The sequence below is a fragment of the Frigoribacterium sp. Leaf263 genome, from assembly GCF_001422285.1.
Taxonomy (GTDB): domain Bacteria; phylum Actinomycetota; class Actinomycetes; order Actinomycetales; family Microbacteriaceae; genus Frigoribacterium.
Window position 1 is genome coordinate 88,763 of the sequence record NZ_LMMO01000005.1, and the last position, 23,896, is coordinate 112,658.

Consider the following 23,896-nt stretch of genomic DNA (forward strand, 5'->3'; position numbering starts at 1 on the left):
CGCGGCGGGCGCTGCGAGGTTCACGCGAGGAGGCGCGGTGCCGGACTCGCGGCCGGCTGGTCGTCGTGTACGCCCTCGCGGTAGTAACCCGAGCCGTAGCCGTCCGTCGTGCTCTTCGACCGGGTCATGGTCACGACGACGCCGAGGCACCGGACGTCGGCGATGTCGAACGCCCGGAGTGCGGCGGCGAGCTCGGCGCGCTTCGACTTCTTGGCGGCGGCGACCATCAGCACGCCGTTCGTGATGGCGCCCAGGAGCGTCGCGTCCGCGACCGGCAGGACGGGAGGCGCGTCGATCAGCACGTAGTCGAAGCGCGAGGCCAGCGATTCGACGAGCAGCTGCATCTGCGCCGATCCGAGCAGCTCGCTGGGGTTCGGGGGGACGCTGCCGGCGGGCAGGACGCTGAGCCCGTGCGTGCCCCACCGCTGCAGCACGTCATCGAGCTCGAACCGGCCGATCAGGACGTCGGTGAGACCGACCGCCCCCTCGAGCCCCATGAGGTCGGCCACGCGCGGGCGGCGCAGGTCGCCGTCGACGAGGGCCACGCGCGCTCCCGTCTCGGCCAGGACGACGGCGAGGTTGGTCACGGTCGTGGACTTCCCCTCCGACTGCTGAGCGGAGCTCACGACGAAGGCGCGCTTCGACGCGCCGTTGTCGAGGAACCGGAGGTTGGCGCGCAGGGTGCGGAAGGCCTCGGCTGCTCGACCGCGATTGGCGTGCTGCACGATCAGAGGGTGATCCGCGGCGTCGCGGACGAACGGGACCGAGCCGACGACGGGCGGCGAGAACGACGACTCGATGTCGGAGGCCCCGTCGATGCGGGTGTCGAAGATCATGCGGGTGGCGGACGCCCCCAGGCCGAGGAGGAGGCCGAGGAGCCCGCCGATCACGGCGTTGGTCCGCAGTGACGGCGATGAGCGGGTGGCTGGGGTCTCGGCGGGCTCGGTGACGAGCAGGGTGACCGACGAGGCATCCGAGCCGGCGGGGCGCTCGATCTCGTCCTCGACGACCTCCTGGAAGCGCTCGCGGACGGCGTTCGCGATGTCACGTGCGCGCGTCGGATCGGGGTCCGTCGCGGTGATGTCGATCAGCACGCTCCGCGAGGGCGATGAGGCGGACACCTGGGTGGCGAGGGACCGGCGGGTCACCCCGAGACGCTCGGCGACCGGCTCGAGCACGGTCGACTTCGTCACGAGGTCGAGATACGACCGGACGCGCTGCTCGGCGGCGTTGCCGCCCTGCAGGAGGTCGTTGGCGCTCTGCGTGACGGTCAGGTCCACCGAGACGTAGACCTGCGTGGACGACGTGTAGAGCGGCGGCTGGAGTGCGGCGAGGCCGACACCGGCGAAGGCGCCGAGCACGAGGGAGGCGACCAGGAGGAGCCAGTTCTTCTTCGCCACGTCGCCGATGGTGGATGAGTTCACTGTTCTCCCTGAGCTAGCCGACACATATGTAGCATTCTAAACACAGGTGAGGATCAGTCACAAGGGTATGACGTCTTCTCACATTGTTGTTGCTCATATCTACGTGATATTCTAGTATGTCTTTCATGCCCCCTCCTGAACGTCTCGGCCTGTCTCGTGCGGTCACCGCTCTGGCGGTCGCCACCGTCCTCGTGTGGTCGCTGCTCTCCGGGGTTCCGAGCGGTGTGGGCGCCGAGACGCGCGTCTTCGGGCTCACGGTGATCGCGGCCGTCCTCTGCACGGGAATGCTCGTCCGGTCGGCCCCCCTCGGGCTCTGGAGCGGGGGGCCGATGTTCTTCGTCGTGCTCGTCCTCTTCCACGTGCCGCTCGTCGGGTTCGCGCTCGCCGGGGCGGACATCCCGGGCGACGAGGTGGACTACATCTCCCTGTGGTTCAGCCCGAACGGCCAGGTCCTCCGGGCCGTCTGGCTCGTGGCCCAGGCCCTCCTCGCCTTCACGCTCGGCTATCTCCTGCTCGGGCGACGACGATCGACCTGGCCCGTGCCGGCGCCCGACGACGACGAGGCGGCGCGAGCACGCGCGCAGACGGCGGCGGCCATGACCCTGACCGGCACGATCATCGTGGTCGTCACGGTCCTCTACGTCCTCGGCACGATCGCGGTCCTCGAGCCGGGGCTGCTGCTCGGGCGCGGGGGCAAGCGGTTGTACGACGCGACCGTCGCCGCCAACCCGTCGCTCACGGCCGGGATCACCTTCACGCTGTCCGGGATGTCGCTCGTCGTCGCGGGCCGGCGGTCACCCGTTCGGACGACCGGGCTGGTGTTCTTCGGCATCTTCGCCGCGAGCACCCTGGTGATGGGTTCGCGGACGTCCGCGCTCTACGCCCTCGTCGGCCTCGTCGTCGTCCTGGCGCGCCTGAGGTCCATGCCGCGTCAGGCGATCGCGGTGCTGGTCGTCGTCACGGGGCTCGTCGTCGTCAGCGGCGTCGAACGTGTCCGTGACGAGGGTCTCGCCGCCACGGGCGTCGGGGAGATGCTCGGCTCCCCCCTCGCGGCGACGGTCGAGATGGGCGCGACTCTGAGGCCCGTCGTCGAGACCGTGTCGTGGGTCGAGCAGGGTGAGGCCCCTCACCACGGCCGGACCTTCATGATGGGCACGATCCGGTTCGTCGAGCTGATCGCGGGAGTCGAGCGCGAGCACTCGGCGGTCGATCCGCGCCTCGTCGGCACGCTGCTGCGTGACAGGGTGCAGAACTACGAGATCGGCTACTCGATCGTGGCCGAGTCGTTCCTGAACTTCGGCACGACCGGTTCGGCGCTGCTGTTCGTCGGTCTCGGGATGATGTTCGGCCGGTGGGACCGCAGGGGGCTCGGTCGCCCGGTCGACGCCGCCGTCTACGGTGTCGTCTTCTCGGCTCTGCTCGCCACGATCCGGTCGACCTCGACGACCACCGTCAGCACGATCCTGCTCGGTCTCGCCGCCGTGGCCTTCGCGGTCTGGCTCGGCTCGATCCGACATCGGGCCGCCGAGCGGATGGTGGCGCAGCCGACGGTCCGCGAGGTCACCGCGCCGTGACCGCCCGATCGCCCCGCGCCTCCTGGTCGGGCCCGGCGGTCGCCGCCGCCTCCGGCTTGGCGGGCAAGGGGGTCCAGTTCCTCGCGCTGACCACCCTGGCCCTCGTCGTGGCGCCCGCGGAGTTCGGCCTGTTCTCGCTCGTGCAGGCGACGGTCTTCGGCGTGGCGTCGCTCAGCAGCTCGGCCTTCGCCGTGTCGGCTGCGGCGTCGGCCGCCCGGCATCGCCTCGCGACGGAGCGTTCGGGAGGCGCGGCGACGGAGTCCTCGCTCGTCGCCTTCGCCCAGGCCGTCCGGGGGCGCAAGCGCTGGCTGGGCGTCGTGGCGCTCGTCGACGGCGTCGTCGTCTCCATCGGTCTCGCGGCCGTCTACGGGCATCCCGAGCTGGTGCTCGTCGGCTTCGCCCTGGGGGTCGCCGCCGGCGGCATCACCGTGACCGAGTCCCTCGTCGGCGTGCTGGCGGGGTCGGGGCGCACCGTGCCGACCGCGGTCGTCGACGGGTCGCGGGGTCTCGTCTCCGGATCGCTGGCCGTGCTCGGCGGCCTGTGGGCCGGCGCCCTCGGCGCGGCCGTCGGTCTCGTGCTGCTCGACGCCGTCCTCGCGCTGTCCGTGCTGACGGCCATCGCCTGGGGGTCGCATCGCCCACGCGTCGACACTCCAGTGGGGTCGCGATCGGCATCGTCCGCAGCGGAGGCCGGAGCCGGAGCGGCGGCCGCGACCCGCGATCGATCCGTGACGCTCACGGGGCTGGCGGCGGCCTCGTCGGGCCAGATCGGGCTGTGGGTCGTGCTGTGGGGGCTGCAGGCCGTCGGCGGGCTCGAGGCGGTCGCGACCTTCGCGGTCGCCAACCGCTTCGCCGCGCTCGTGCTGCTCGTGCCGGTGTACCTCGGGAAGAACCTCGTCGGGCGGCTGGTCGTCGACCCCCGGTCGGGCCGGTCCCCCCTCCGTGCCGATCGCTTCGTCGCGATCGTCGCCGCCGTCTGCCTCGCCTGCGCGCTCGTGGCCGGGGTCGTGCAGTGGGTCTCGTTCGGGCTGCTCGCCGACCGGTACCCGGGGGTCGTCGAGGCGGGGGGCGTCCTGTTGACCGCCGCGGTCGTCCGAGGCGTCGCGACGGCCCTCTCGATGGTGTGCGCCGCTCGGGGGCACCTCCGCGTCTGGCTGGTGAGCGACCTCGCGGCGACGGCCGCGTCGGTCGTCGTCTGCCTCGTGGCCATCGCGACCCCCGGGCTGAACGATCCGACGATGTGGCTGACGGTTTCGGTGCTCGTCGGGGCGGTGGTCTGCGCGGTCGTCCGGGCGGCGCGGCTCGTCCAGCGTCCGAGGTCGGTCCGCCGCGGCTGACCCGACACTGAATATCTGTCATCAATGTGATATTCTACGTTTCGTCCCGCATGGGGCGACGACGAGAGGGAGACCGTGACGGTCCTCATCACCGGCGGGGCCGGGTTCATCGGCAGCACCATCGCGTCGGCCTGCGCCGATCGAGGGCACGAGGTGATCGTGCTCGACGATCTGTCCACGGGCGTCGCGGCCTTCGCCGATCGTCATCGCTTCTATCGGGGCGACATCGCCGACGGGGCGCTGCTCGACCGGATCGTGCGCGAGAACCCCGACATCGACGTCGTGGTGCACTGCGCGGCGAAGATCGTCGTGCCCGACTCCGTCGCCGATCCGCTCGGCTACTTCGACGCCAACGTCGCGCGGACGGTGTCGCTGCTGACGAACCTCACCCGCAACGGCCTCGATCGCGTCGTCTTCAGCTCGTCGGCCGCCATCTACGACACCCCCGTCGACGGCGTCGTGCACGAGGGGTCGCCCGTCGCCCCGCCGAGCCCGTACGCCGACACGAAGGCGGTCGTCGAGCGCGTGCTCCAGGCCGGGGCGACGGCCGGCAGCCTCCGAGCCGTCGCGCTCCGGTACTTCAATCCGATCGGCGCGGACCCGTCTCTCCGTACGGGTCTGCAGTCCCCGACCCCGAGTCATGCGCTCGGCAAGCTCATCTCGGCCCGGCGGGACGGCGGGCGGTTCACGATCACCGGGACGGACTGGCCGACGCGCGACGGCTCGGGGGTGCGCGACTACGTGCACGTCTGGGATCTTGCCGAGGCGCACGCCCTCGTGGTCGACCGCTTCGACGAGGTCGTCGGCGCGCTCCGCCCGTTCCGCGCGCTCAACCTCGGCACGGGTCGGGGCACGACGGTGCTCGAGCTCGTCGAGGCCTTCGGGCGGGTGACCGGGCAGGCGCCCCGCGTCGAGCTCGCCGGCCGCCGCCCGGGTGACACCGCGGGCGCGTTCGCCGACGTCTCGGCCGCCCGTGACCTCCTCGGCTGGGAGGCCCGGCTGAGCGTCGACGAGGGCATCGCCGACGCCCTGCGCTGGGCCGACGTCGCCCGGCGCTCCGGGCTCTTCGATCACGCCTCCGCCCCCGTCGCCCGCTGACCGGCCGACGCCTCCACCCACCCCCACGACAGGAATCCCCATGCGCATCCTCCTCGACGCCGCCATCTTCGGCTCGCCGCCCGAGTTCCGAGCTCGGAACCTGCAGGAGTCGGGCGAGTCGCTCCTCCTCGACGGCCTGATCGCCGCCGGGATCGACGCGACCCCCGTCGCGCCCGGTCTGCACAACAGCTGGCGGGGCTACGACGTGGTGCATCTGAACCACCTGACGCGATCGTGCGTGCGCCTGCTCGCGCCGACCCGGTCGCGGGTGGTCTTCACGCGCCACAAGACCGAGGCCCCCGCCTCGCGGGCGCAGCAGCGCGTGCTGGCCGGCGCGTATCGCCACAGCGACGCCCTGGTCGTCATGAGCGAGACGGAACGAGCGCTCGTGCTCGACCGGGTCGACGAGGCGGCCCCCGATCGCCTGCACGTCATCGCGAACGGCGTCGATCACACGCACTTCCCGTCGCGACTGCGCCGTCGACCCGATGCGGGGGAGCCGTGGCGGTTCGTCTCGGTCGGGCAGCTGATCGAGCTCAAGCGCGTCGACCTCACCATCCGCCTGATCGCGGACCTGCGCCGCGCCGGCGTCCCCGCCGTCCTCGACATCGTGTCGCAGCGCGAGACCCTCCGACCCGAGCTCGAGCGCTTCGCCGCCGAGCTCGGGATCGCCGACGCCGTCACCTTCGTCGGGCCGCAGACCCGGGCCGAGCTCGGGCGACGTCTGCTCGACGCGCACTTCCTGGTCGTGGCGTCGCGGACCGAGGCGCAGCCGACCGTCGTGACCGAGGCGGCGCTCTCGGGTCTGCCGGTCATCACCTTCGAGGTCGGCGGCGTGGTCGAGCAGCTGCCGGTCGCGCATCCCGTCCTCGACGTCTCGGACGTCCGGAGTCTGCTGCCGCTCACCCTCGCCCTCCTGCGGGACTACGACGGCGTCGCGGCGCAGTTCGCCGGCAACGTCGACTGGACCCGCGAGCGGTTCTCGATCGAGCGGATGGTCGCCGCCCACATCGAGCTGTACCGCGGCCTCGTCGGCTGACGCGAGCCGAGACCGAGGAGGCGCGCCCCGGGTCTCGGAGCGCGCCTCCCTGGATTCATGTCGCCAGCGCCTCGGTCGGGGCCATCCTCGCCGCACGTCCCGCCGGATGGATGCCGCTCACCCCGCCGATCACGACCGTGGCCAGGAGTCCACCCGCCGCGGCCCAGGAGGGGATGACGACCGGCCAGCCCTGCGTGGCGGCGAACACCGCGGTGACCGAGCATCCGAGCGCGACGCCCACCGCGCCCCCGGCCAGCGAGAGCAGGAGCGACTCGACCAGGAACTGCCGTCGGATGTCGCGTCGGCGTGCGCCCAGGGCGCGGCGGACCCCGACCTCGCCACGGCGTTCGAGCACGGTGATCACCATCGTGTTCGCGACGCCGATCCCGCCGACCAGCAGCGCGACGCCGCCGACGCCGAGCAGCAGCGCGGTGATCGAGCTCTCGGTGGCCTGCTGGGCGGCCAGGGCGTCCGAGGGTCGGCTGACCTGCACCCGGCGGGGGTCGACCGGGTCGAGGGTCGCGGCCAGCAGATCGCGCGCCTCGACGACGCGGGTCGGATCGGCCCGGGCGTAGAGCCGGGTCGGGCGCCCCGCGAAGCCGAAGGCGGCGTCCGCGCCCGAGGCGGGCACGAGGGCCGACGAGTCGAGCTCCGGCGCGAGCGGCAGAGGCGCGAGCACCCCCGCCACGGCGACCCAGCGGCCGCCGATCCAGACGCGGGTGTCGGCGTCGACCGCGCCGATGCCGAGCGTCGCCGCGGCCGTCGACCCGAGCACGACCTGGGGCAGGTCGTCGGCCGCGAACCACCCGCCCGAGACCGTCTCGCCCTGCAGCACCTCGAGCAGATCGCCCTGCACCGCGTCGAGCGTGATGCCGCCCGACGCCGCCTCGGGCACGAGGTCGGTGCGATAGACGTTCCGCCCGGTCACCCGCCCGACGCCGGCGGCCTGCTCCACGTCGTCCCGCCGCTCGAGCAGGGCGACGCCGTCGGCGGGGAGGGTCGCCGTCTCGCCGGCGGCGTCCTCGCCCGGGACGGCCTGCAGGAGGTTCGTGCCGAGATCGTCGAGCACGCGGGCCAGGGCGGCCTGACTCGACGACGAGATGCCGACCACGGCGATCATGGCGGCGATGCCGATCGCGATGCCGAGGGCGGACAGCAGCACTCGGGTCGGACGGGTGCGGAGGCCGAAGACGCCCAGGCGCACGAGGTCCGTGCTCGAGACGCCCCGCCGTCTCGCCTCGCGTCGCGCCCTCATCCGATCCCGCCCGACGAGTCGTCGACGATGACGCCGTCGCGCAGGCGCACCCGGCGCGGCAGGCGGTCCGCGAGATCGAGGTCGTGCGTGATGACGACGACGGTGGTCCCCGAGGCGTTGAGCTCGCGGAGCAGCTCGACGACGTCCGCCCCCGACCGGCTGTCGAGCGCCCCCGTCGGCTCGTCGGCGAGCAGGAGCGTCGGTTCTCCGACCACCGCGCGGGCGATGGCCACCCGCTGGCGCTCGCCGCCCGAGAGCTCGTGGGGGCGGTGGTCGAGGCGGTGCCCGAGCCCCACCCGGGTCAGCGCGCGCTGGGCGCGCTCCAGGCGCTCGGGTCGCCGGACGCCCGAGTAGAGCAGCCCGTCGGCCACGTTCTCGGTGGCCGTCGCGCCGCTCGCGAGGTGGAAGTGCTGGAACACGAACCCGATGTGCTCGGACCGCAGCCGCGACAGGGCGTCGTCGTCCGACGACCCGACCTCGTGCCCGGCGACGCGCACCGAGCCCGTGCTCGGGCGGTCGAGCGTCCCCATGAGGTTCAGCATCGTCGATTTGCCCGATCCGCTCGGACCGACGACGGCCACGAGCTCGCCCGCGTGGACGGTCAGATCGACTCCGCCGAGAGCGACGACGTCGCCGTGGACCTTGGTGACGCCGCGCATCTCGAGCACGCCGCCCGAGGCCACCGCCGGGGTGGGGACCGAGGAGGCGCGGGTCGCCTCGTCGGCGCCCGTCCGCATCGTCGAGCCCCTCACGACGGCACCACGACGTCGTCGCCCGCCGCCAGGTCGCCGGTGGTCACCTCGACGCGCCCCTGCGCGACGAAGCCGATCTCGACGCCGACCGGCTCGACGCTCCCGTCGTCGCGCACCCGCTCGACGACGTAGCCCCCGCCCTGGGCGAGGAGGGCTGGGACGGGCACGGAGAGGACGTCCTCGCGGGTCTCCCCCTCGACGACGAGGTCGACGGATCGGCCGCCGGTCGTGCCGTCCGGCGGGGCGTCGCCGAGGCCCACGACGACGGGGACGCGCTCGTCCCCCGCCCCGGTGCCCGCTCCGGTCCCGTCGTCGGTCCCGTCGTCGCCGCCCGAGGCGCCGACCGACCGGACCGTCCCGGCGAGGGTCTCTCCGCCCGGGGTCAGCACGTCGACCGGCGTGCCGACGGCGAAGCGGGGCAGGTCGGCCTGGGCGACGGAGCCGGTGGCCACCGGGGTGGTCGACGTGTAGCGGTAGACGACCTCTCCGGCGGCGTCGCCCGTGCGGCCCACGACCTCGTCGACCCGGATGTCGCCCGGCACGAACGCGACGTCGTCGGCGTCCAGCACCCCGGTGCGGTCCAGGTCGCGGTCGGCCTGCCAGCGGCGCACGGCCTCGGCCGTCCGCCAGTCGAAGCGGTCGTCGTCGGCGACGTCGTAGCCGAGGGCTCGCAGCGAGTCCTTGAGCTGGTCGACGTCGGCTCCCGCGATCCCCGCCTGGAGGGATCGCCAGAGGGGGACCCTCCCGTGGAGCGCCCGGACGGGTCGCTCGTCGACGCTGTACAGGATGCCGTCGAGAGCGACGACCTCGCCGTAGCCGGGCAGCCCCGTGACCGTCCCCTCGCCGGCCGACGCCAGCGGCGTCCGGGCGCCATACCCCAGCGTCCCGGGCACCTTCACGCTCTCGACCAGATCACCCTCGATCACGGGCGTCGTCACGGGCGGTGACGTCCCGGCCCCGGCGACGGCGTCCGACGAGTCGGGATCACCGGCGAGGACCGCGCAGCCGCTCACCACGAGACCGCACAGGCCCACGGCGACGAGGGCCGCGATCCGGTCCGCGCCGCGTCGAGCACCGGAGCGTCGCCGGTCGGGGGATCCCGTCGCCCGCTCCGTCACTCGCTCCGCCCCTGGCTGTTCGGCCCGACCTCGTCCGAGCAGGCGAAGAACGCCTCGGTTCGGGGGTCCCGGGCGCTCGGGTCGGTGCTGCCCGACGCGACCTCCCGGGGGAACGAGCCGTCGACCGGGTCGGGGAAGTCGTCGAAACCCTTCTCGCGGACGCACTCGGCGACGGCCAGGTTGGCCTCCTGCTGCTCGGCCAGGTCGGCCGCCGACGGCTGATCGACCCCGCCGCCCTGTTCGGCGGGGAGCTGCTCGCGACAGGCCGAGAGCGCGTCGGAGTAGGCCTCGACGTCGACGCCCGCCGGGGGCGCGACGACCCCCTCCGTGGCCAGCAGGGCGTCGTCGACGTCGTACCCGGCGTCGCGGAGGCATCCGCCGAGCAGGGCCGCCGTGCTGCCCGACGCGGACGTCGGCGTGCTCGGGCCCGGGGTCGGCGAGGCGTCCGGCGCGCAGGCGGCGAGCGCCGGGACGAGCAGCGCGGCCGCGATCAGGAGTCGGGTCGCCGAGGAGGCGCGGTGCCGGGAGGCGCGTCGGCGCGGGGTGCTGAGGGGGAGGGTCATGGGGATCCTTTCGTCGGGGCCGTCGGTCGTCCGGTCCCCAGTCGAGCGGGGCGGCCGTTGCGTCGACGCGCAGCCGACGGACAGATCCGCGAAACATCGACTCGCTACGGTGGAATGCGACATACCGACGAGCGGGAGGCGGGAGATGAGGGTCCTGGTGGTGGACGACGAGCGGGCGCTCGCGGATCTGATCGCGGCGGGCCTCACCCGGCAGGCGATGGCGGTCGACGTGGCCTACCGGGGTGACGACGCCGACGAGCTGCTGGCGGTGAACGACTACGACGTCGTCGTGCTCGACCGCGATCTGCCGGGGATGCACGGCGACGCCGTGGTCCGCGCCCTGACGGCACGGGGGGATCCCACGCGCATCCTGCTGCTGACCGCCGCCGGCGACCTCGCCGATCGCGTGGGCGGTCTCGAGCTCGGCGCCGACGACTACCTCGCCAAGCCGTTCGAGTACTCCGAGCTGGTGGCCCGGGTGCGGGCGCTGGGTCGGCGCGCGGCGCCGGCCGTCCCGCCGGTGCTCCGCCACGGCGACCTCGCGCTCGACGCGAACCGGCACCTCGCCGTCCGCGCGGGGCTCGATCTCGGGCTCTCGACGAAGGAGCTCCTCGTGCTCGAGACCCTGATGCGCGCCGACGGGCGTCTCGTCAGCGCGGAGGAGCTGCTCGAGAAGTGCTGGGACGCGAACGTCGACCCCTTCACGAACGCGGTCCGCGTGACGGTCAGCAAGCTGCGGCGGAAGCTCGGCGACCCCGACCCGATCCGCACGGTGTCCGGGCGCGGGTACCAGCTGTGCTGACCGGCCGGTCACGGCTCGATCCCCGTCGGTGGAGCATCGGCCTGCGCACCGCGGTCGTCTTCGGGGTCGCCTTCGCCCTCCTCTGCTCGCTCGTCGTGCTCGGCGTCGCGGTGGCCACCTCGCAGGGGGTCGCCCTGACGCTCGAGGCGCCCGGCGGCTCGGGGTCGGCAGCGGAGCGCACCCCGGGGTCGACGAGCGACGTCCCCGGTCAGGGCGGCGCGATCGCGCCCGGGCCCGCCGGCGCGGTCGGGTCGGACGACTCGGTGCCCACCGTCGTCGCCCGGGTGCTGGCCCGCCAGCAGCTCATCTGGTCGAGCGTCGGCGTGGCGGCCGCGGCCGTCGCCGCCGGCGGCGTCGGCTGGGTCGTCAGCCGGCGGATGCTCCGCCCTCTCGACGACATCGTCGAGACGACGCAGGCGATCACGGCCCGGACCCTCCACGAGCGGATCGCCCTCGACGGACCGCGCGACGAGCTCGCCCGGGTCGCCGACACCATCGACGACCTCCTCGACCGGCTCGAGCGCTCGTTCGAGGCCCAGCGGAGGTTCGTCGCCGACGCCTCGCACGAGCTGCGCACCCCGCTCGCCGTCCAGCGCGCGGCCATCCAGATCGGTCTCGACGACCCGACTCCCGCCGGGCTGGCCGAGACCCGCGAGCAGCTGCTCGAGGCGAACCGGCGGACCGAGGCGCTCATCGACGGGCTGCTCACGCTCGCGACCGCCGACCGCGGTCTGGCCGGCGACGAGCGGGTGGTCGAGCTGGGCGAGCTGGTCCCCGAGATCGCGACGGGTCTGATCGACGAGGCCCGCGCCTCCTCGGTCGACGTCGTGATCCTGCGGGGCACCTTCCGGCGGGTCTCGGGTGATCCCGTCCTCATCGCCCACCTGGTGCGGAACCTCGTGTCGAACGCCGTCGAGTACAACGAGCCGGGCGGGCACGTCCGCGTGCTCGGCACCGGCGAGGCGGTCGTCGTCGTCGAGAACACCGGCCCGGTCGTGACCGCCGAGCAGGCCGTCACCCTCACCCGGCCGTTCACACGCGTCGACCGTCACGGCGGCACCCGCGGCCGAGGAGGCGCGGGCGAGGTCGCGCACAGCGGCCTGGGTCTCGCCATCGTCGACTCCATCGCACGCGCGCACGGGTGGCGGGTCATGATCGAGCCGCGACCGGGCGGGGGTCTCCGCGTGACCGTGGGGTGACGAGCGGGGCGTCGCCCCGGAGTCATCCCCGGGAGGTGATCGCCCGCCCGTCCGCCTCGCCGTCGAAGACCCAGCGGAGGTCGGCGTCGCCGAGCACGGTGCTCGCGGGCACGGCCACGGGGGCGTGCCACCGCACCCGCCAGGCGGGTCCGAGGCCGAGGGCTCCGTCCGACCGGAGCTGCACGGCGGCCGAACGACCCTCGCGCGAGAGTGTGACGGAGTCGACGATCAGCCCGGGGGCGGCGACCCAGCGACCACCGGGCGCCTGCACCTCGGTGATGAGCGCCTCCTCGGGATCGTCGACGACCCGCGCGTCGAACACGGTGCCGACCGGGGCGATGAGGTCGAACCGGCCGTCGAGCCGGTCGATCGAGGCGGTCGCCTCGACGACGAACGGCACGGGGGTCGTCGTGCCTCGCAGCACGACGATCGGCTCGTCGGGGCTCACGGCCGTGAGTCCCCCCTCGCCCTCGACGCGGGTCGGAGTCCCGCCCCGGGCGTCGAAGTCGCCGGAGTCCGACGTGCCGGTGATGCGGTGGCGCAGCGACTGCGGCCCGGGGGCCGCGTCGTGCGGCGTGACGACGTCGAGCGACCAGCGCAGCACGCCGTGCCGGGGCGACGTCCAGTCGGCGGACCCGTCGTCCGACGGCGCCCACGTGTAGCGGTACGTCGTCCCGTCGGACGAGCGTTCGCCCGTGAGCCGCATCCCCCGGCCGTCGGGCAGATCGCCCGCCGTGTGCCGGCCTCGGATGACGTCCTGCCCGGCGGCGAACGTCGTGCCGGTCGGTGCCGTGACCGTCACCGTGCCGGTGGGGCGGGTCAGCGACCCGGCGGCGACGGAGACCGCGACGGGGACCTCCGTGGTCTCGCCGCGGGGGAGGGCGACCTCGGCCGACGGCAGAGGGGCGAGCGCACCGTGATCGGCGGCCGAGGTCGAGACCGGGATGCTCGTCGAGGCCAGGAGGTCGGCCCCGGTCGACGTGCGGAGGGTCGCACGGCCGTCGTCGAGGAGCGAGTCCGCGGCGGTGTCGTCGTCCACCGCGAAGGAGACGCGCAGATGGTCGCCGGCTCCCGGCCCGAAGGTCAGCGCGTCATCGCCGGCCGGGGCCGACACGGTGACCCGACCGCGGTCGTCGTCGTAGTCGGTCGCGACGTCGGCTCGTCGGTGGTCGTCGCTGGTGCGTCGGACCTCGACGTCGGCGATCGTCGTGCCGACGGGGGCCTCGACGGTCATCGTCCCCGTCTGCGTCGAGCGCACGTCCACCCGCGCCCAGTCGGTCGTCCCGCCCGGCAGGCCCCGGGCGACCGTCGACGCCATTCCGCGGCCGGGGACCGAGGCCACGGGCACGAGGCGATCACCGTCGACGCGGAGGGTCCGCACGGTGGCGGCGTCGGCGGGGCGGGCCACGCCGGCGTCCCACCACGACAGTCTCGTCCGCGCCTCCCGGTGCCGGACGACCACGTACCAGCCGTCGTCGGCCCGGCTGCCGTCGAACGCCGCGGCGACCCGGTGCGCGTGATCCTGGCCCTCGAGCGAGAACGCGGACCGTTCGCGTCCGAGCTCGTCGTAGACGGTGACCCCGATGTACTCCTCCCCGGGGAAGTAGTCGTGGCTCGGGTAGCCCGACGAGGCGAAGAACCTCAGCTCGTGCGCGACCGGTTCGAGGGCCAGCCGCCCGATGTCCCGCGACGAGACGCCCGTGAACTGGAACATGCTGCCCGGGACGACCTCCACGGGCGTGCTGAAGGCCTCGCGGACGCCGTCGTCGGTGACGGCCGTGACCGTGACGGCGCCGGTGCCGGGTGAGCTCGCACGGAGGGTGTGGTCGATCACGCGGACCGTCCCCGTCTCCTCGGAGTCGGACAGGTCCGACATCGTCGGAGGGGTCGACAGTCGACGCTGGCCGACGGCGACCGTCTCGTCGACGCCCTCGATCGCCCCGGTCGGGTAGGCGTACGACCCGAGGTCGCGTTCGCGGATCATGTCGTCGCTGTGGCGGTTGCGCCAGATGGGCCGCTCGAGCGGGGGCAGCTGCGCCATGGCCGCCGCCGTGCGGCTCGACAGCGGGAAGCCCCACTCGCGGAAGAACCCGCGCAGATCGCGGTCGGCGACGCGAGCCGCGGTGAGCGCGAAGAGCTGCTTCTCGTCGTCGTCGGTCAGCCCGACGCTCTCGCCGCGTGCGGCCATGACGCGCATCTCCTGGTTCAGGCGGGGGTAGAAGTCGTCGCCGAAGCCGCGTCGCAGATGGTCGAACAGCATCTCGTTGGTGCCCGACGTGGCGTGGTCCCGGTCGGCGACCGGGGTCGCGAAGAACCGCTCGAGGCCCGCGAGATGACCGGGCGAGTCGACGGTGCTGGCCCAGCCCTGACGTGATTCGACGTGCAGCGGCGAGATGTTGACCGTGACCTCCATCATCCCCGACCACAGGTAGTTCGGGGCCTGGTAGGTGTGCCCGATCTCGTGCCAGAAGCCCCAGAGCGTGCGCTCGTCGCGGACGAAGAGGTCTCGCGCCGAACCGGAGGCTCCGAAGGTGAGGCGGTCGTGGGTGGCGAAGGCGTAGTGGCCGCTCGCGGAGTCGGGGGATGCCAGGTGGATGCGGTGCGGGGCCTTGCGCGAGACCCCCGTCGCATCGTCTCGCAGGCCGTAGACGTCGTTCGTGATCTCGATGCTGCGGTCCCACATGGCGACCCGGGCGGGGACGTCGGCGGCGAGGATCTGCGCGCCGGTCCTCGAACGCTGGAACTCGCCGTGGACGCGCTCGCCGATCACCGTCACGAAGGGCGCGTCGGCCAGGCGGGCCATCTCGGCGCGCAACGCGTCGTTCGTCGTCTGCCCGAGCACGAACACGGGGACGGGCGTGCCGCCCGCCAGCTCGATGTCGGCCGAGCCGCCCGCCGCCGAGCTGCGCAGGTGCACCATGCCGTCGACGGGTGTCGTGACGGTGTTCTCCCCGGGCTGGAGGCGCGTGACGTGATGGTCCTTCGCCACGCCGCCGTTGTGCTCGGCGTGGGCGCCGAAGAGTCCGATCACGACCGAGGTCTGCGGGGCTCCCTCGGGCACCGTGATCGTCAGCTCCGTCGCCGCGCGGGCGTACCGACCCGTGGGCTGCAGACCGCTGTGACGGAACTGCCTGTTCTCGCGGACCCTCTCGGCCTCGGCGTCGCCCATCCCGTGCACGAGGACGGTCGTCGTCGAGTCGTCCTCGCTCAGCCGGATCGACGTGGGGAGCGGCCCGCCCGGGGTGGCCGAGCCGGTCACCGCAGCGGTGAGCGGCTCGGCCGGTGGCGCTGGCGCTGCCGGTGCCGGGTCCGCGGCCCCTGCCGAGGCTGATGCCGAGGCCGGCGACGACGCGGGCACGGGTTCGGACGCGGAGGCCGAGAACCCCGCCGGGACGGCGAGGACCCCGATCAGGACGGCGGCGGACGCCGTCCTGACGACGGAGACCGGACGGATCGAGCGGGTGCGCATGAGACTCCTCAGATATGAAGTCTCATATATTACAGTATGACCGTGAGGATCCGTCACCCCGATGTCAGCGTGGTCCCCGTATCAGGACCGACCCGGTGTCAGTACGCCCCCGGCGTCAGCTGCGGGCGAGCACCAGCTCGTTCAGGGGACGACGGCTGCGCGGGGCGGTCTCGCGCTCGGCGAGGGCGTCGGCCAGCCTCTCGGGGCGGTCGACGACGCCGACGGCGGTCACCGTCAGGGGCTTCATGTTCTCGGGCAGGTCGAAGGCCGCGACCAGGGTCTCCCACTCGACACCGGCCATCTGGTGCGTGTGCAGTCCCTCGGCCTGCGCCTGCACCGAGAGGTGCGCCACGGCCTGTCCCAGGTCGTACTCCGCCGTCGGGCGGATGTCGCCCTCGATCGACGACGTCTCGGCGATCGCGACGATCAGGGCCGAGGCGTCGCCGGCCCACGCGGCGTTGAAGCCGACGAGCGCGCCGACGATGGCGTCGAAGTGATGCGAGCCGCGCGTCGCGACGATGAATCGGGCCGGCTGGCTGTTGTTGGCCGAGGGCGCCCACCGAGCGGCCTCGAGCAGGGCGTCGAGCTGCCGTGCGCTCACCGTGGCGGCGGGGTCGAACGAACGGGGGCTCCACCGCTCGGCCAGCGGGCTGACGATCGGCACGCTCGTCTCGGCGGTGCGCGGGGCTGCAGGTGCGGTGTTCTCGGTGATCGACATGGTCTCGGCTTTCTGAGCGGATGGGCGGGACGGGGAGGCGCGTCATCGGGCCACAGACCCTCCAACGTCGCCGACCGCGCCCGCCATTCCCCGCAGGCCCACCGCGGCGCGTCAGCGGTCGGCGGCGCCCCCGGCGTCGCCGGTCGTGCCGGTCAACGACCAGTCGAGCCCTCCGCCGACGGGTCCGCCGTCGCGGGGGACGACGACCTCCGGCATCCAGCGCAGCCGGCTGCCGTCGGGCAGGTCGAGGCCGTCCGCCCCGCGGACCACGAGCGTGAGCGTCCGCCCGTCGTCGCTCAGCACACCCTCGGCGGCGACCACGCTGCGTGAGACGACCCACTGGCGCCCGGGGAGGCGCACCTCGGTGACCAGCGCCTCCTGCCCGGTCGAGAAGGTCGTCCCCGAGGGCGCGGTGAGCACCAGCTCGGTGTCGAGGGCTCGGACGTCGGAGGTCGCCTCGACCGTGACGGGGAGCGCCGTGGGCGCGCCTCGCGTCAGGAGGGGCGTGCCGTCGGGCGCGACGGGCAGGAGCGGGCCGTCGGGTGGCGTGGGGACCGCGTCGACGGCGACGAGGCGGCCGTCGACGACGCGGAGGTGCTGCGTGGTCGATCCGTTCCGAGACGCCGGCTCCTCGGAGTCCCATCGCGACAGACGACTGGCCGCCTCGCGGTGTCGGACGGTGAGGTGCCAGCCCTCCCGGATGGTCGTGCCGTCGAAGACCCGGGCCGCCGCGTGGGCGTTCTCGCCGCCGGTCACGCTGAACGACTCCCGGGGCCTGCCCCGGCCGTCCGAGACCGTCGCGCCGATGTACTCGGAGCCGAAGCCGGGGTGCGAGGTGTACTCGGTGCCCGCAATCATGCGGAGCTCGTCGGTGGCCGGCTGGAGCGCGAGGGTCGTCACGACCCTGTCGGACAGACCGCGGAACTCGAGCGACGTGCCCCGCGTGACGGTGACGGGGGTCGAGAGGACCTCTCGGACGCCCACCTCGTTCACGGCGACGAGGCGCGCCGAGCCGTTCCCCATGCGGGTCGCGTCGAGACCCGTCGCGACCGTGCGGACGCTCCGGGCGTCGTCGGAGTCGCGGAGATCGCGCGCGGTGGGGGGAGCGTCGAGCCCTCGCCGGCCCAGGGTGACGCTCTCGGCGATCGGATCGAGGGCGCCGACGGGCACGCTGAAGCTCGGCATCTCGTGCTCGACGACCGGCTCGCTCGACAGCCTGTTCTCCCAGATGGGCTGCTGCAGGGGAGGTAGATCGGCGAGGACGGCCCTCGTCGCTTCGTCGAGGGCCATGCCCCACTGCTGGAAGTACTCGGTCAGATCGCGGTCGGCCACCCGTGAGGCCGTGACCGCGAAGAGCTGCCGCTGCGCCTCGGCGCCGACGGGCTGCGACTCTCCGAGGGCGCGCATGACCCGGTACTCCTGGTTGAGGTGCGCGTAGAAGTCGTCGCCGAAGGCCCGCCGCAGCTGGTCGTACAGGAAGAGCCGGGTCCAGACGTCGCCCGTCGCCATGTAGTCGCGCTGCTCGATCGGCTGGGCGAAGAACGCGTCGTAGCCGCCGACGAAGCGGTCGAGGCGATTCCCCCAGCCGGAGGCGGACTGGATGTGCAGCGGCGAGAGGTTGACGAGCACCTCGCCCTGCCCGCCCCAGTTGAAGGTCGGCGTCTGATAGGTGTGGCCGACCTCGTGCCACCACCCCCAGAGATCGTGGGATGCCATGCGGAACAGGTCGCCGGCCGCCCCCGACCTGACGGGGAACGTGACCCGCCCGTGGGTCGCGTTCGCGTAGCCGCCGCTGGTGTCGGGGGCGGCGACGTAGATGCGGTGCGGCGCCTTGCGCGACAGGCCCGTGCCGTCGTCGCGCAGGCCGTAGGTGTCGTTCGTGATCTCGATCATGCGATCCAGATCGGCCACGCGGTCCTCCATGTCGACCTGCACGATGACGGTTCCCGTGAAGTGCGTCTGGAAGTCGCCGAAGAACCGGTCGCCGATCACCTGCACGAACGGCGCGTCGGCCAGTCGGGCCATCTCTGCGCGGAGCCCGGTGTTCGTCGTCTGCCCGGCGACGAAGACGGGCACCGGACGCCCGCCCTCGACGACGACGTCGGCCGAGCCGCCCTCGTCCGTGCTCACGAGGTGCACCATGCCGTCGAGCGGGGAGGTGATCAGGGTGGGCCCGGGTGCGAGGGTCTGGCTCCACTGGCCCCGTTCGACCCCGCCGTTGAACTTCTCATGGACCCCGATCAGGCCGATCGTGACCGACACGGCCGGCGCCCCCTCGGGCACGGTGATCGTCAGCTCGTCGCCCGCCGCCGCGAAGCGGCCGGTCGGCTGCAGGTCGCTGTGCCTCATCGAGCGGTTCTCGCGTGCCTGTGCAGCGCTCGCCGAGCCGAGTCCGTGCACCAGCACGCTGGTCGAGGAGTCGTCGTCGGCGACTCGGATCGAGGTCGGTCGCGGCCCGCCCGGGAGGGAGGCCGGGGCGGACGACCGGTCGGGCGATGACGTCGACGCCGGGGTCGTCGACGCCGGGGTCGACGACGGTGCGGCCGCGGCCCGGGCGCCCGTCGAGGCGCCCAACGGGGCCGCCAGTGAGAGCGTCAGGGCGAGAGCGAGCGCCGTGCGGGGGAGGCGGGGCATGGATGGTCCTCTGTCCGGGGTGTCGAGACACCGCAAAACGAATAGACCTCATGTTACATGATATATATTAAGACTCGACGCGGATCATGAGCCGAGCAGCTCCCGCGCATCGGCGACGAGGCGATCCACGTGCTCGGGCCGTGTGTCGAACGAGCACATCAGGCGGATCTCCCCGGAGGCGCGGTTCCAGTCGTAGAAGCGGTGAGCCTCGCGCAGCGGCTCGACCACGTGACGGGGCAGGACGACGAAGACGGCGTTGGCGTCGACGGGTTGCGTGATCGTCACGCCCGGCAGGTCGGCGAGGCCGGTGGCGAGGCGGGAGGCCATGCCGTTCGCCTGGGCGGCCGATCGCAGCCAGAGGTCGTCGTCGAGCATCGCCAGGAACTGCGCCGACACGAATCGCATCTTCGAGAGCAGCTGCGCGTCCATCTTGCGGAGGAAGACCAGGCCGGCCCGCGCCTCCTCCGAGAACGTCACGACCGACTCCCCGAGCACGAGGCCGTTCTTCGTGCCGCCCAGCGAGACCGAGTCGACCCCGGCGTCACGGGTCAGGGCACGGAGCGGGACGCCGAGCGAGGCGGCCGCGTTGGCGAGACGCGCCCCGTCGAGGTGGACCCGCATGCCGAGCGCATGCGCGTGATCGGTGATCGCCCGGATCTCGTCGGGGGTGTAGACGGTGCCGAGCTCGGTGCTCTGGGTGATCGTCACGGCGAGGGGCTGGGGTCGCTGCTGGTCTCCCCAGCCGTGGGCCTGGCGGTCGATCAGCTCGGGCGTGAGCTTGCCGTCGGGTGTCGGGACGGTCAGCAGCTTGATGCCGCCGAGCCGCTCGGGCGCCCCGCCCTCGTCGGTGTAGACGTGGGCGGTCGCGGCGCAGATGACAGCCGACCAGCGGGGTGTCAGCGCCTGGAGGGCGGCGACGTTCGCGCCCGTGCCCGTGACCACGGGGTCGATCGACGAGCCCTCGCCGAACGTCTCGATCACGACCTCCGCCAGTCGGGCCGTGTAGGGGTCGGCGCCGTACGAGCCGACGTGGCCGCCGTTGGCGTCGAGGATCGCCTGCATCACCTCGGGGTGCGCGCCGGCGTAGTTGTCGGAGGCGAACGAGTGGGCCGAGGGGTCGTGGAGTCGCGTCACCCCTCCATCTTCGACCACCGGGACGACGAGGAGGCGCGCATCCGCTCTCGACATGAGTCTCCGTCATCTGTAGTATCCGTATGTCATATACAGAAGGAGTCTCATGGGATCCCGCATCCACCTGTCCGCACCCGACGTCGGCGACGCCGAGCGCGACGCCGTCGACCGGGCCCTCCGCTCGGGCTGGGTCGCACCGCTCGGCCCCGAGGTCGACGCGTTCGAGCGCGAGGTGGCCACGCGGGTCGGAGTCGACCACGGCGTCGCGTTGTCCTCCGGCACCGCCGCCCTGCATCTGGGTCTCCGCGGCCTCCGCGTGGCTCCGGGCTCGCTCGTCGTGACCGCGTCCTTCACCTTCGCCGCCACGGCCAACGCCGCGGTCCACGCCGGCGCCGTGCCCTACTTCGTCGACTGCGACCCCGACACGGGCGAGCTGGACCCCGCGCTCCTCGACGAGGCCCTGACGGCGCTCGCCGCATCGGGGCGCCCCGTCTCCGCCGTCCTGCCCGTCGACGTCTACGGGCGCGTGGCCGATCTCGAGCGCATCGAGGCCGTCTCGACCGCTCACGGCGTGCCGGTGCTCTGCGACAGCGCCGAGTCGTTCGGGGCCGTCCGGGGCGGTCGGGCCGCCGGCTCGTTCGGCCGGGCATCGGCCGTGTCGTTCAACGGCAACAAGATCATGACCACGTCGGGCGGCGGGATGCTCCTCACCGACGATGGCGACCTCGCCGCCGACGCGCGGCGGGTGGCCAGCCAGGCGCGCCTCCCCGTCGCCCACTACGAGCACGACGAGATCGGGTACAACTACCGGCTCAGCAACATCCTCGCGGCCCTCGGGCGGGCCCAGCTGACCCGGCTCGACGGGATGATCGCCCGGCGGCACGAAGTCCGGGCCCGGTACCGCGAGCTGCTGGCCGATCGACCCGGGGTGCGGATCCTGCACGACGATGGGGCCGACGGCGACGACAACGCCTGGCTGACCTCGGTCGTCTTCGACGACCCGACGGCCGTCACGAGCGTCGGGGCCGCTCTCGCCGCGGACGCCATAGAGACCCGGCGTCTCTGGAAGCCCCTGCACCTCCAGCCGGTCTTCGCCGCGACCGGGCGGCTCGTCACGGGGGCCGCCGAGTCGCTCTTCGACCGCGGCCTGACCCTCCCGAGCGGTTCGGTGCTCGGCGACGACGACCTCGATCGCGTGGGCTCGCGCCTGACGGCCGCCCTCGATGCGGCGGGCGTCCGTGCGTGACGTCGGGCGAGCGGGCCGTGCCGCCCGTCGCGCCGCCGACGTCGTCGTCGCCGCAGCCGCCCTCGTCGTGCTCTCGCCCGTCCTCCTCCTCACGGCGGCGGCCGTCGGGGCGGCGCTCGGTCGGCCGGTGCTCTTCCGGCAGGAGCGGGTCGGCCGAGGCGGACGGGTCTTCCGGTTGCGGAAGTTCCGCAGCATGCTCCCGGTGGACGAGGCCCGGGGGCTCGTCTCCGACGCGGATCGCCTCACCCCCTTCGGCCGTCTGCTCCGCTCGACGAGCCTCGACGAGCTGCCGGGTCTCGTCAACGTCCTCGTCGGGGACATGAGCCTGGTCGGACCCCGCCCCCTGCCGCCGGTCTACCTCGACCGCTACACCCCCGAGCAGGCGAGGAGGCACGAGGTCGCCCCGGTCCTCACCGGACTCGCGCAGGTGGCCGGTCGCAACACCCTCTCGTGGGACGACCGGCTGGCTCTCGACGTCCGGTACGTCGATGAGGCGTCGCCGCTGCTCGACGCGCGGATCCTCCTGCGGACCGTCCGGGTCGTGCTCTCCCGCGAGGGGGTCTCCGCCGAGGGTTCGGCGACGATGACCGAGTTCCGGGGGACGGGCGGGAGCGCCGCCTGATCCCGTCGTCGGCGGTCTGCACCAAGATGGGTGCATGGGCGGAGTGCTGATCGGGTTCGGGATCATCGGGGCGGTGATCGCCGTCGGCTACGTCGTCGGTCGCATCGACCTCCTCGGGCCGCAGGGGCACCACGTGCTCTCGCGCATGGTGTTCTTCGTCCTGACCCCGTGCCTGCTGTTCACGACGATCTCGCAGGCCGACGTCCACGTCCTGTTCTCGCGCCTCCTCGTCGTCAGCGCCGCCGCCTCGCTCGTGGCGGCCGTCATCTCGGTGCTGGTGCTGAAGCTCGTCCTGAAACGGACGGCGGCCGAGACGGCCATCGGCACGATGGGAGGCGCGTACGTGAACGCGAACAACATCGGCCTCCCCGTCGCCACCTACGTGCTGGGCAGCGCGACCTTCGTGGCGCCCGTCCTGCTCTTCCAGCTGCTGGTGATCACGCCGATCGTGCTCGCGGTGATGGACACGGCGACCAACCGGGGCAGCAGTCTGGGGCGCACCATCGCCCGGCCGTTCACGAACCCGCTGCTGATCGGCTCGGCCCTCGGGGTCGTCGTGGCGGTGACGGGGCTCGAGATCCCCGAGCCGGTGATGCAGCCGTTCGTGCTGGTGGGCGGCGCCGCCGTCCCGGTCGTGCTCATCTCGTTCGGCATGTCGCTGGTGGGGTCGCGACCCCTGCAGGCCCGCGAGGGTCGCGCCGACGTCGTGCTCGCGACCGTGCTCAAGCTGGTGGTCATGCCGCTCGTGGCCTGGCTGCTCGGCGCCTTCGTCTTCGGCTTCGAGGGGCACGAGCTGTTCGTGGCCGTCGTGCTCGCGGGGCTGCCGTCGGCGCAGAACGTCTTCAACTACGCGCAGCGCTACCGCACGGGGGTGGTCGTGGCCCGTGACACGGTGCTCGTCACGACGATCGTCGCCGTGCCGGTGCTCGTCGTCATCGCCGCCCTGCTGGCGTAGCCGTCGCCGTCGCGGCGGGTGGGCCGCGTCGGATCAGAAGATCATCGGCCTGTCGTCGTCGAGCTCGGTGTCGAGATCGAGATCCACGACGACCGGCACGTGGTCGCTCGGGGCGTCGCCCTTGCGCTCGTCGCGGTGGATGGCGGCCGAGGTCACGAGATCCGCGAAGGCGCTCGAGCCCATGATGAAGTCGATCCGCATGCCCTCGTTCTTGGGGAACCGGAGCTGCTTGTAGTCCCAGTAGGTGTAGCCCGTGGGGATCCGCGGGCGGACGACGTCGGACAGCCCGACCTCCTCGAAGCGGGCGAAGGCCTCGCGCTCCGGCGCGCTGACGTGCGTGCTGCCGGCGAAGACCGACATGTCCCACACGTCGGAGTCGAGGGGCGCGACGTTCCAGTCGCCCATCAGGGCCAGGGGCAGGTCGGGCGTCTCGGCGAGCCAGGCCCGCGTCTCGTCGGCCAGCCGGGCCAGCCAGTCGAGCTTGTAGTCGTAGTGCGGGTCGCCGAGCTCGCGACCATTGGGCACGTAGAGGCTCCAGAGCCGGACGCCCTCGACGGTCACGCCGATGGCCCGGGCCTCCTTCGGCTGATCGGCGCCCTCGTGGCCCTTGGCGAAGCCGGGCTGCGACGGGAAGGTGATCTCGACGTCGTCCATCGGGAGCCTGCTGGCGAACGCGACGCCGTTCCACTGGCTGAGACCGTGCAGCTCGACCTCGTAGCCGGCCTCGCGGAACGCGTCGAACGGGAACTGCTCGGGCTTGCACTTGATCTCCTGCAGGCCGACGACGTCGACGTCCTCACGCACCAGCCAGTCGACGACACGGCCTGCTCGGGCGCGGACGGAGTTGACGTTCCAGGTGGCGACTCGCATGTCGACCACGCTACCGGGGAGGCGCGGCGACAGCCCCCGACGGAGCCCTCGACGACGGGGGACCGGCGGCCTCGATGCCTGTGGAGGGGT

General features: G+C 73.1%; 19 protein-coding genes. 9 read left to right on the forward strand and 10 right to left on the reverse strand.

Annotated elements, in window-relative coordinates; translation table 11 throughout:
- Positions 1-20: 20 nt before the first annotated feature.
- A complete protein-coding gene (locus ASF17_RS13445) occupies positions 21-1,424 on the reverse strand; it encodes a polysaccharide biosynthesis tyrosine autokinase (protein WP_055801074.1) in 1,404 nt (467 codons plus the stop codon).
- 125 nt (positions 1,425-1,549) lie between these two features.
- Here ASF17_RS13445 and ASF17_RS13450 point away from each other — a divergent pair, with 125 nt between their 5' ends.
- From ASF17_RS13450 to ASF17_RS13465, 4 genes are all read left to right on the forward strand, one after another.
- The gene (locus ASF17_RS13450; protein WP_162236427.1) at positions 1,550-2,998 is read left to right on the forward strand and encodes an O-antigen polymerase; all 1,449 of its coding nucleotides are present in this window, start codon (positions 1,550-1,552) and stop codon (positions 2,996-2,998) included.
- Positions 2,995-4,335, forward strand: coding sequence for a hypothetical protein (locus ASF17_RS13455; protein ID WP_055801081.1), 1,341 nt, complete (start codon positions 2,995-2,997; stop codon positions 4,333-4,335). The genes ASF17_RS13450 and ASF17_RS13455 overlap by 4 nt, the downstream gene beginning before the upstream one ends.
- Before the next feature lie 75 nt (positions 4,336-4,410).
- A complete protein-coding gene (gene galE, locus ASF17_RS13460) occupies positions 4,411-5,433 on the forward strand; it encodes a UDP-glucose 4-epimerase GalE (RefSeq protein ID WP_055801084.1) in 1,023 nt (340 codons plus the stop codon).
- Positions 5,434-5,473: 40 nt separating this feature from the next.
- Positions 5,474-6,472 (forward strand): glycosyltransferase family 4 protein, encoded by a 999-nt coding sequence (locus ASF17_RS13465; RefSeq protein WP_055801087.1) that lies wholly within the window; start codon positions 5,474-5,476, stop codon positions 6,470-6,472.
- A gap of 55 nt (positions 6,473-6,527) precedes the next feature.
- On the opposite strand, the gene ASF17_RS13470 is transcribed toward ASF17_RS13465, so the two are convergent.
- The 4 genes from ASF17_RS13470 to ASF17_RS15770 form a co-directional block, all read right to left on the reverse strand.
- Positions 6,528-7,676, reverse strand: a complete 1,149-nt coding sequence (locus tag ASF17_RS13470) for an ABC transporter permease (RefSeq protein WP_235476641.1) — start codon at positions 7,674-7,676, stop codon at positions 6,528-6,530.
- A 47-nt stretch (positions 7,677-7,723) separates the two neighbouring features.
- Entirely contained in the window at positions 7,724-8,386 is a 663-nt protein-coding gene (locus ASF17_RS13475; RefSeq protein ID WP_200913503.1) for an ABC transporter ATP-binding protein, read from the reverse strand.
- Between the two features lie 89 nt (positions 8,387-8,475).
- Positions 8,476-9,597 (reverse strand): peptidoglycan-binding protein, encoded by a 1,122-nt coding sequence (locus ASF17_RS15765; RefSeq protein ID WP_055801092.1) that lies wholly within the window; start codon positions 9,595-9,597, stop codon positions 8,476-8,478.
- Positions 9,594-10,160 carry a hypothetical protein gene (locus ASF17_RS15770; RefSeq protein ID WP_055801095.1) on the reverse strand — a complete coding sequence of 189 codons (567 nt, stop codon included), beginning with the start codon at positions 10,158-10,160 and terminating at the stop codon, positions 9,594-9,596. The genes ASF17_RS15765 and ASF17_RS15770 overlap by 4 nt, the downstream gene beginning before the upstream one ends.
- A 145-nt stretch (positions 10,161-10,305) precedes the next feature.
- Here ASF17_RS15770 and ASF17_RS13490 point away from each other — a divergent pair, with 145 nt between their 5' ends.
- Positions 10,306-10,962 (forward strand): response regulator transcription factor, encoded by a 657-nt coding sequence (locus ASF17_RS13490; RefSeq protein WP_055801100.1) that lies wholly within the window; start codon positions 10,306-10,308, stop codon positions 10,960-10,962.
- Positions 10,956-12,161, forward strand: coding sequence for a sensor histidine kinase (locus tag ASF17_RS13495; RefSeq protein ID WP_055801103.1), 1,206 nt, complete (start codon positions 10,956-10,958; stop codon positions 12,159-12,161). Before ASF17_RS13490 ends, ASF17_RS13495 begins: the two co-directional genes overlap by 7 nt.
- Positions 12,162-12,183: 22 nt before the next feature.
- On the opposite strand, the gene ASF17_RS13500 is transcribed toward ASF17_RS13495, so the two are convergent.
- The 4 genes from ASF17_RS13500 to ASF17_RS13515 form a co-directional block, all read right to left on the reverse strand.
- Positions 12,184-15,630, reverse strand: a complete 3,447-nt coding sequence (locus ASF17_RS13500; protein WP_055801106.1) for a M60 family metallopeptidase — start codon at positions 15,628-15,630, stop codon at positions 12,184-12,186.
- A gap of 115 nt (positions 15,631-15,745) precedes the next feature.
- Positions 15,746-16,348, reverse strand: a complete 603-nt coding sequence (locus ASF17_RS13505) for a nitroreductase family protein (RefSeq protein WP_055801110.1) — start codon at positions 16,346-16,348, stop codon at positions 15,746-15,748.
- A gap of 111 nt (positions 16,349-16,459) precedes the next feature.
- Entirely contained in the window at positions 16,460-18,982 is a 2,523-nt protein-coding gene (locus tag ASF17_RS13510) for a M60 family metallopeptidase (protein ID WP_055801113.1), read from the reverse strand.
- An 84-nt stretch (positions 18,983-19,066) separates the two neighbouring features.
- On the reverse strand, positions 19,067-20,170 hold the full coding sequence (locus tag ASF17_RS13515) for a threonine aldolase family protein (protein ID WP_055801118.1): 1,104 nt from the start codon (positions 20,168-20,170) through the stop codon (positions 19,067-19,069).
- Positions 20,171-20,219: 49 nt separating this feature from the next.
- On the opposite strand from ASF17_RS13515, the gene ASF17_RS13520 reads away from it, so the two are divergent.
- From ASF17_RS13520 to ASF17_RS13530, 3 genes are read left to right on the forward strand one after another with little or no spacing between them, the layout of a single operon-like run.
- Complete coding sequence (locus tag ASF17_RS13520; protein WP_055801121.1) at positions 20,220-21,359, forward strand: DegT/DnrJ/EryC1/StrS family aminotransferase; 1,140 nt, start codon at positions 20,220-20,222, stop codon at positions 21,357-21,359.
- A complete protein-coding gene (locus tag ASF17_RS13525) occupies positions 21,352-21,981 on the forward strand; it encodes a sugar transferase (protein WP_235476642.1) in 630 nt (209 codons plus the stop codon). Before ASF17_RS13520 ends, ASF17_RS13525 begins: the two co-directional genes overlap by 8 nt.
- 34 nt (positions 21,982-22,015) lie before the next feature.
- Entirely contained in the window at positions 22,016-22,936 is a 921-nt protein-coding gene (locus ASF17_RS13530) for an AEC family transporter (protein WP_055801128.1), read from the forward strand.
- Between the two features lie 33 nt (positions 22,937-22,969).
- Here the strand turns inward: ASF17_RS13530 and ASF17_RS13535 are convergent, their stop codons facing one another.
- Positions 22,970-23,806, reverse strand: a complete 837-nt coding sequence (locus ASF17_RS13535; RefSeq protein ID WP_055801131.1) for an exodeoxyribonuclease III — start codon at positions 23,804-23,806, stop codon at positions 22,970-22,972.
- Positions 23,807-23,896: the final 90 nt, after the last annotated feature.

What these genes read in the sequence shown, in the direction of transcription:
- ASF17_RS13510 (WP_055801113.1), bottom strand. Translation starts at nt 18,982, where the DNA reads ATGCCCCGCCTCCCCCGCACGGCGCTCGCTCTCGCCCTGACGCTCTCA.
- ASF17_RS13465 (WP_055801087.1), top strand. Translation starts at nt 5,474, where the DNA reads ATGCGCATCCTCCTCGACGCCGCCATCTTCGGCTCGCCGCCCGAGTTC.
- ASF17_RS15770 (WP_055801095.1), bottom strand. Translation starts at nt 10,160, where the DNA reads ATGACCCTCCCCCTCAGCACCCCGCGCCGACGCGCCTCCCGGCACCGC.
- ASF17_RS13490 (WP_055801100.1), top strand. Translation starts at nt 10,306, where the DNA reads ATGAGGGTCCTGGTGGTGGACGACGAGCGGGCGCTCGCGGATCTGATC.
- ASF17_RS13505 (WP_055801110.1), bottom strand. Translation starts at nt 16,348, where the DNA reads ATGTCGATCACCGAGAACACCGCACCTGCAGCCCCGCGCACCGCCGAG.
- ASF17_RS13500 (WP_055801106.1), bottom strand. Translation starts at nt 15,630, where the DNA reads ATGCGCACCCGCTCGATCCGTCCGGTCTCCGTCGTCAGGACGGCGTCC.
- ASF17_RS13450 (WP_162236427.1), top strand. Translation starts at nt 1,550, where the DNA reads ATGCCCCCTCCTGAACGTCTCGGCCTGTCTCGTGCGGTCACCGCTCTG.
- ASF17_RS13520 (WP_055801121.1), top strand. Translation starts at nt 20,220, where the DNA reads ATGGGATCCCGCATCCACCTGTCCGCACCCGACGTCGGCGACGCCGAG.
- ASF17_RS13515 (WP_055801118.1), bottom strand. Translation starts at nt 20,170, where the DNA reads ATGTCGAGAGCGGATGCGCGCCTCCTCGTCGTCCCGGTGGTCGAAGAT.
- ASF17_RS13530 (WP_055801128.1), top strand. Translation starts at nt 22,016, where the DNA reads ATGGGCGGAGTGCTGATCGGGTTCGGGATCATCGGGGCGGTGATCGCC.
- ASF17_RS13535 (WP_055801131.1), bottom strand. Translation starts at nt 23,806, where the DNA reads ATGCGAGTCGCCACCTGGAACGTCAACTCCGTCCGCGCCCGAGCAGGC.
- ASF17_RS13475 (WP_200913503.1), bottom strand. Translation starts at nt 8,386, where the DNA reads ATGCGCGGCGTCACCAAGGTCCACGGCGACGTCGTCGCTCTCGGCGGA.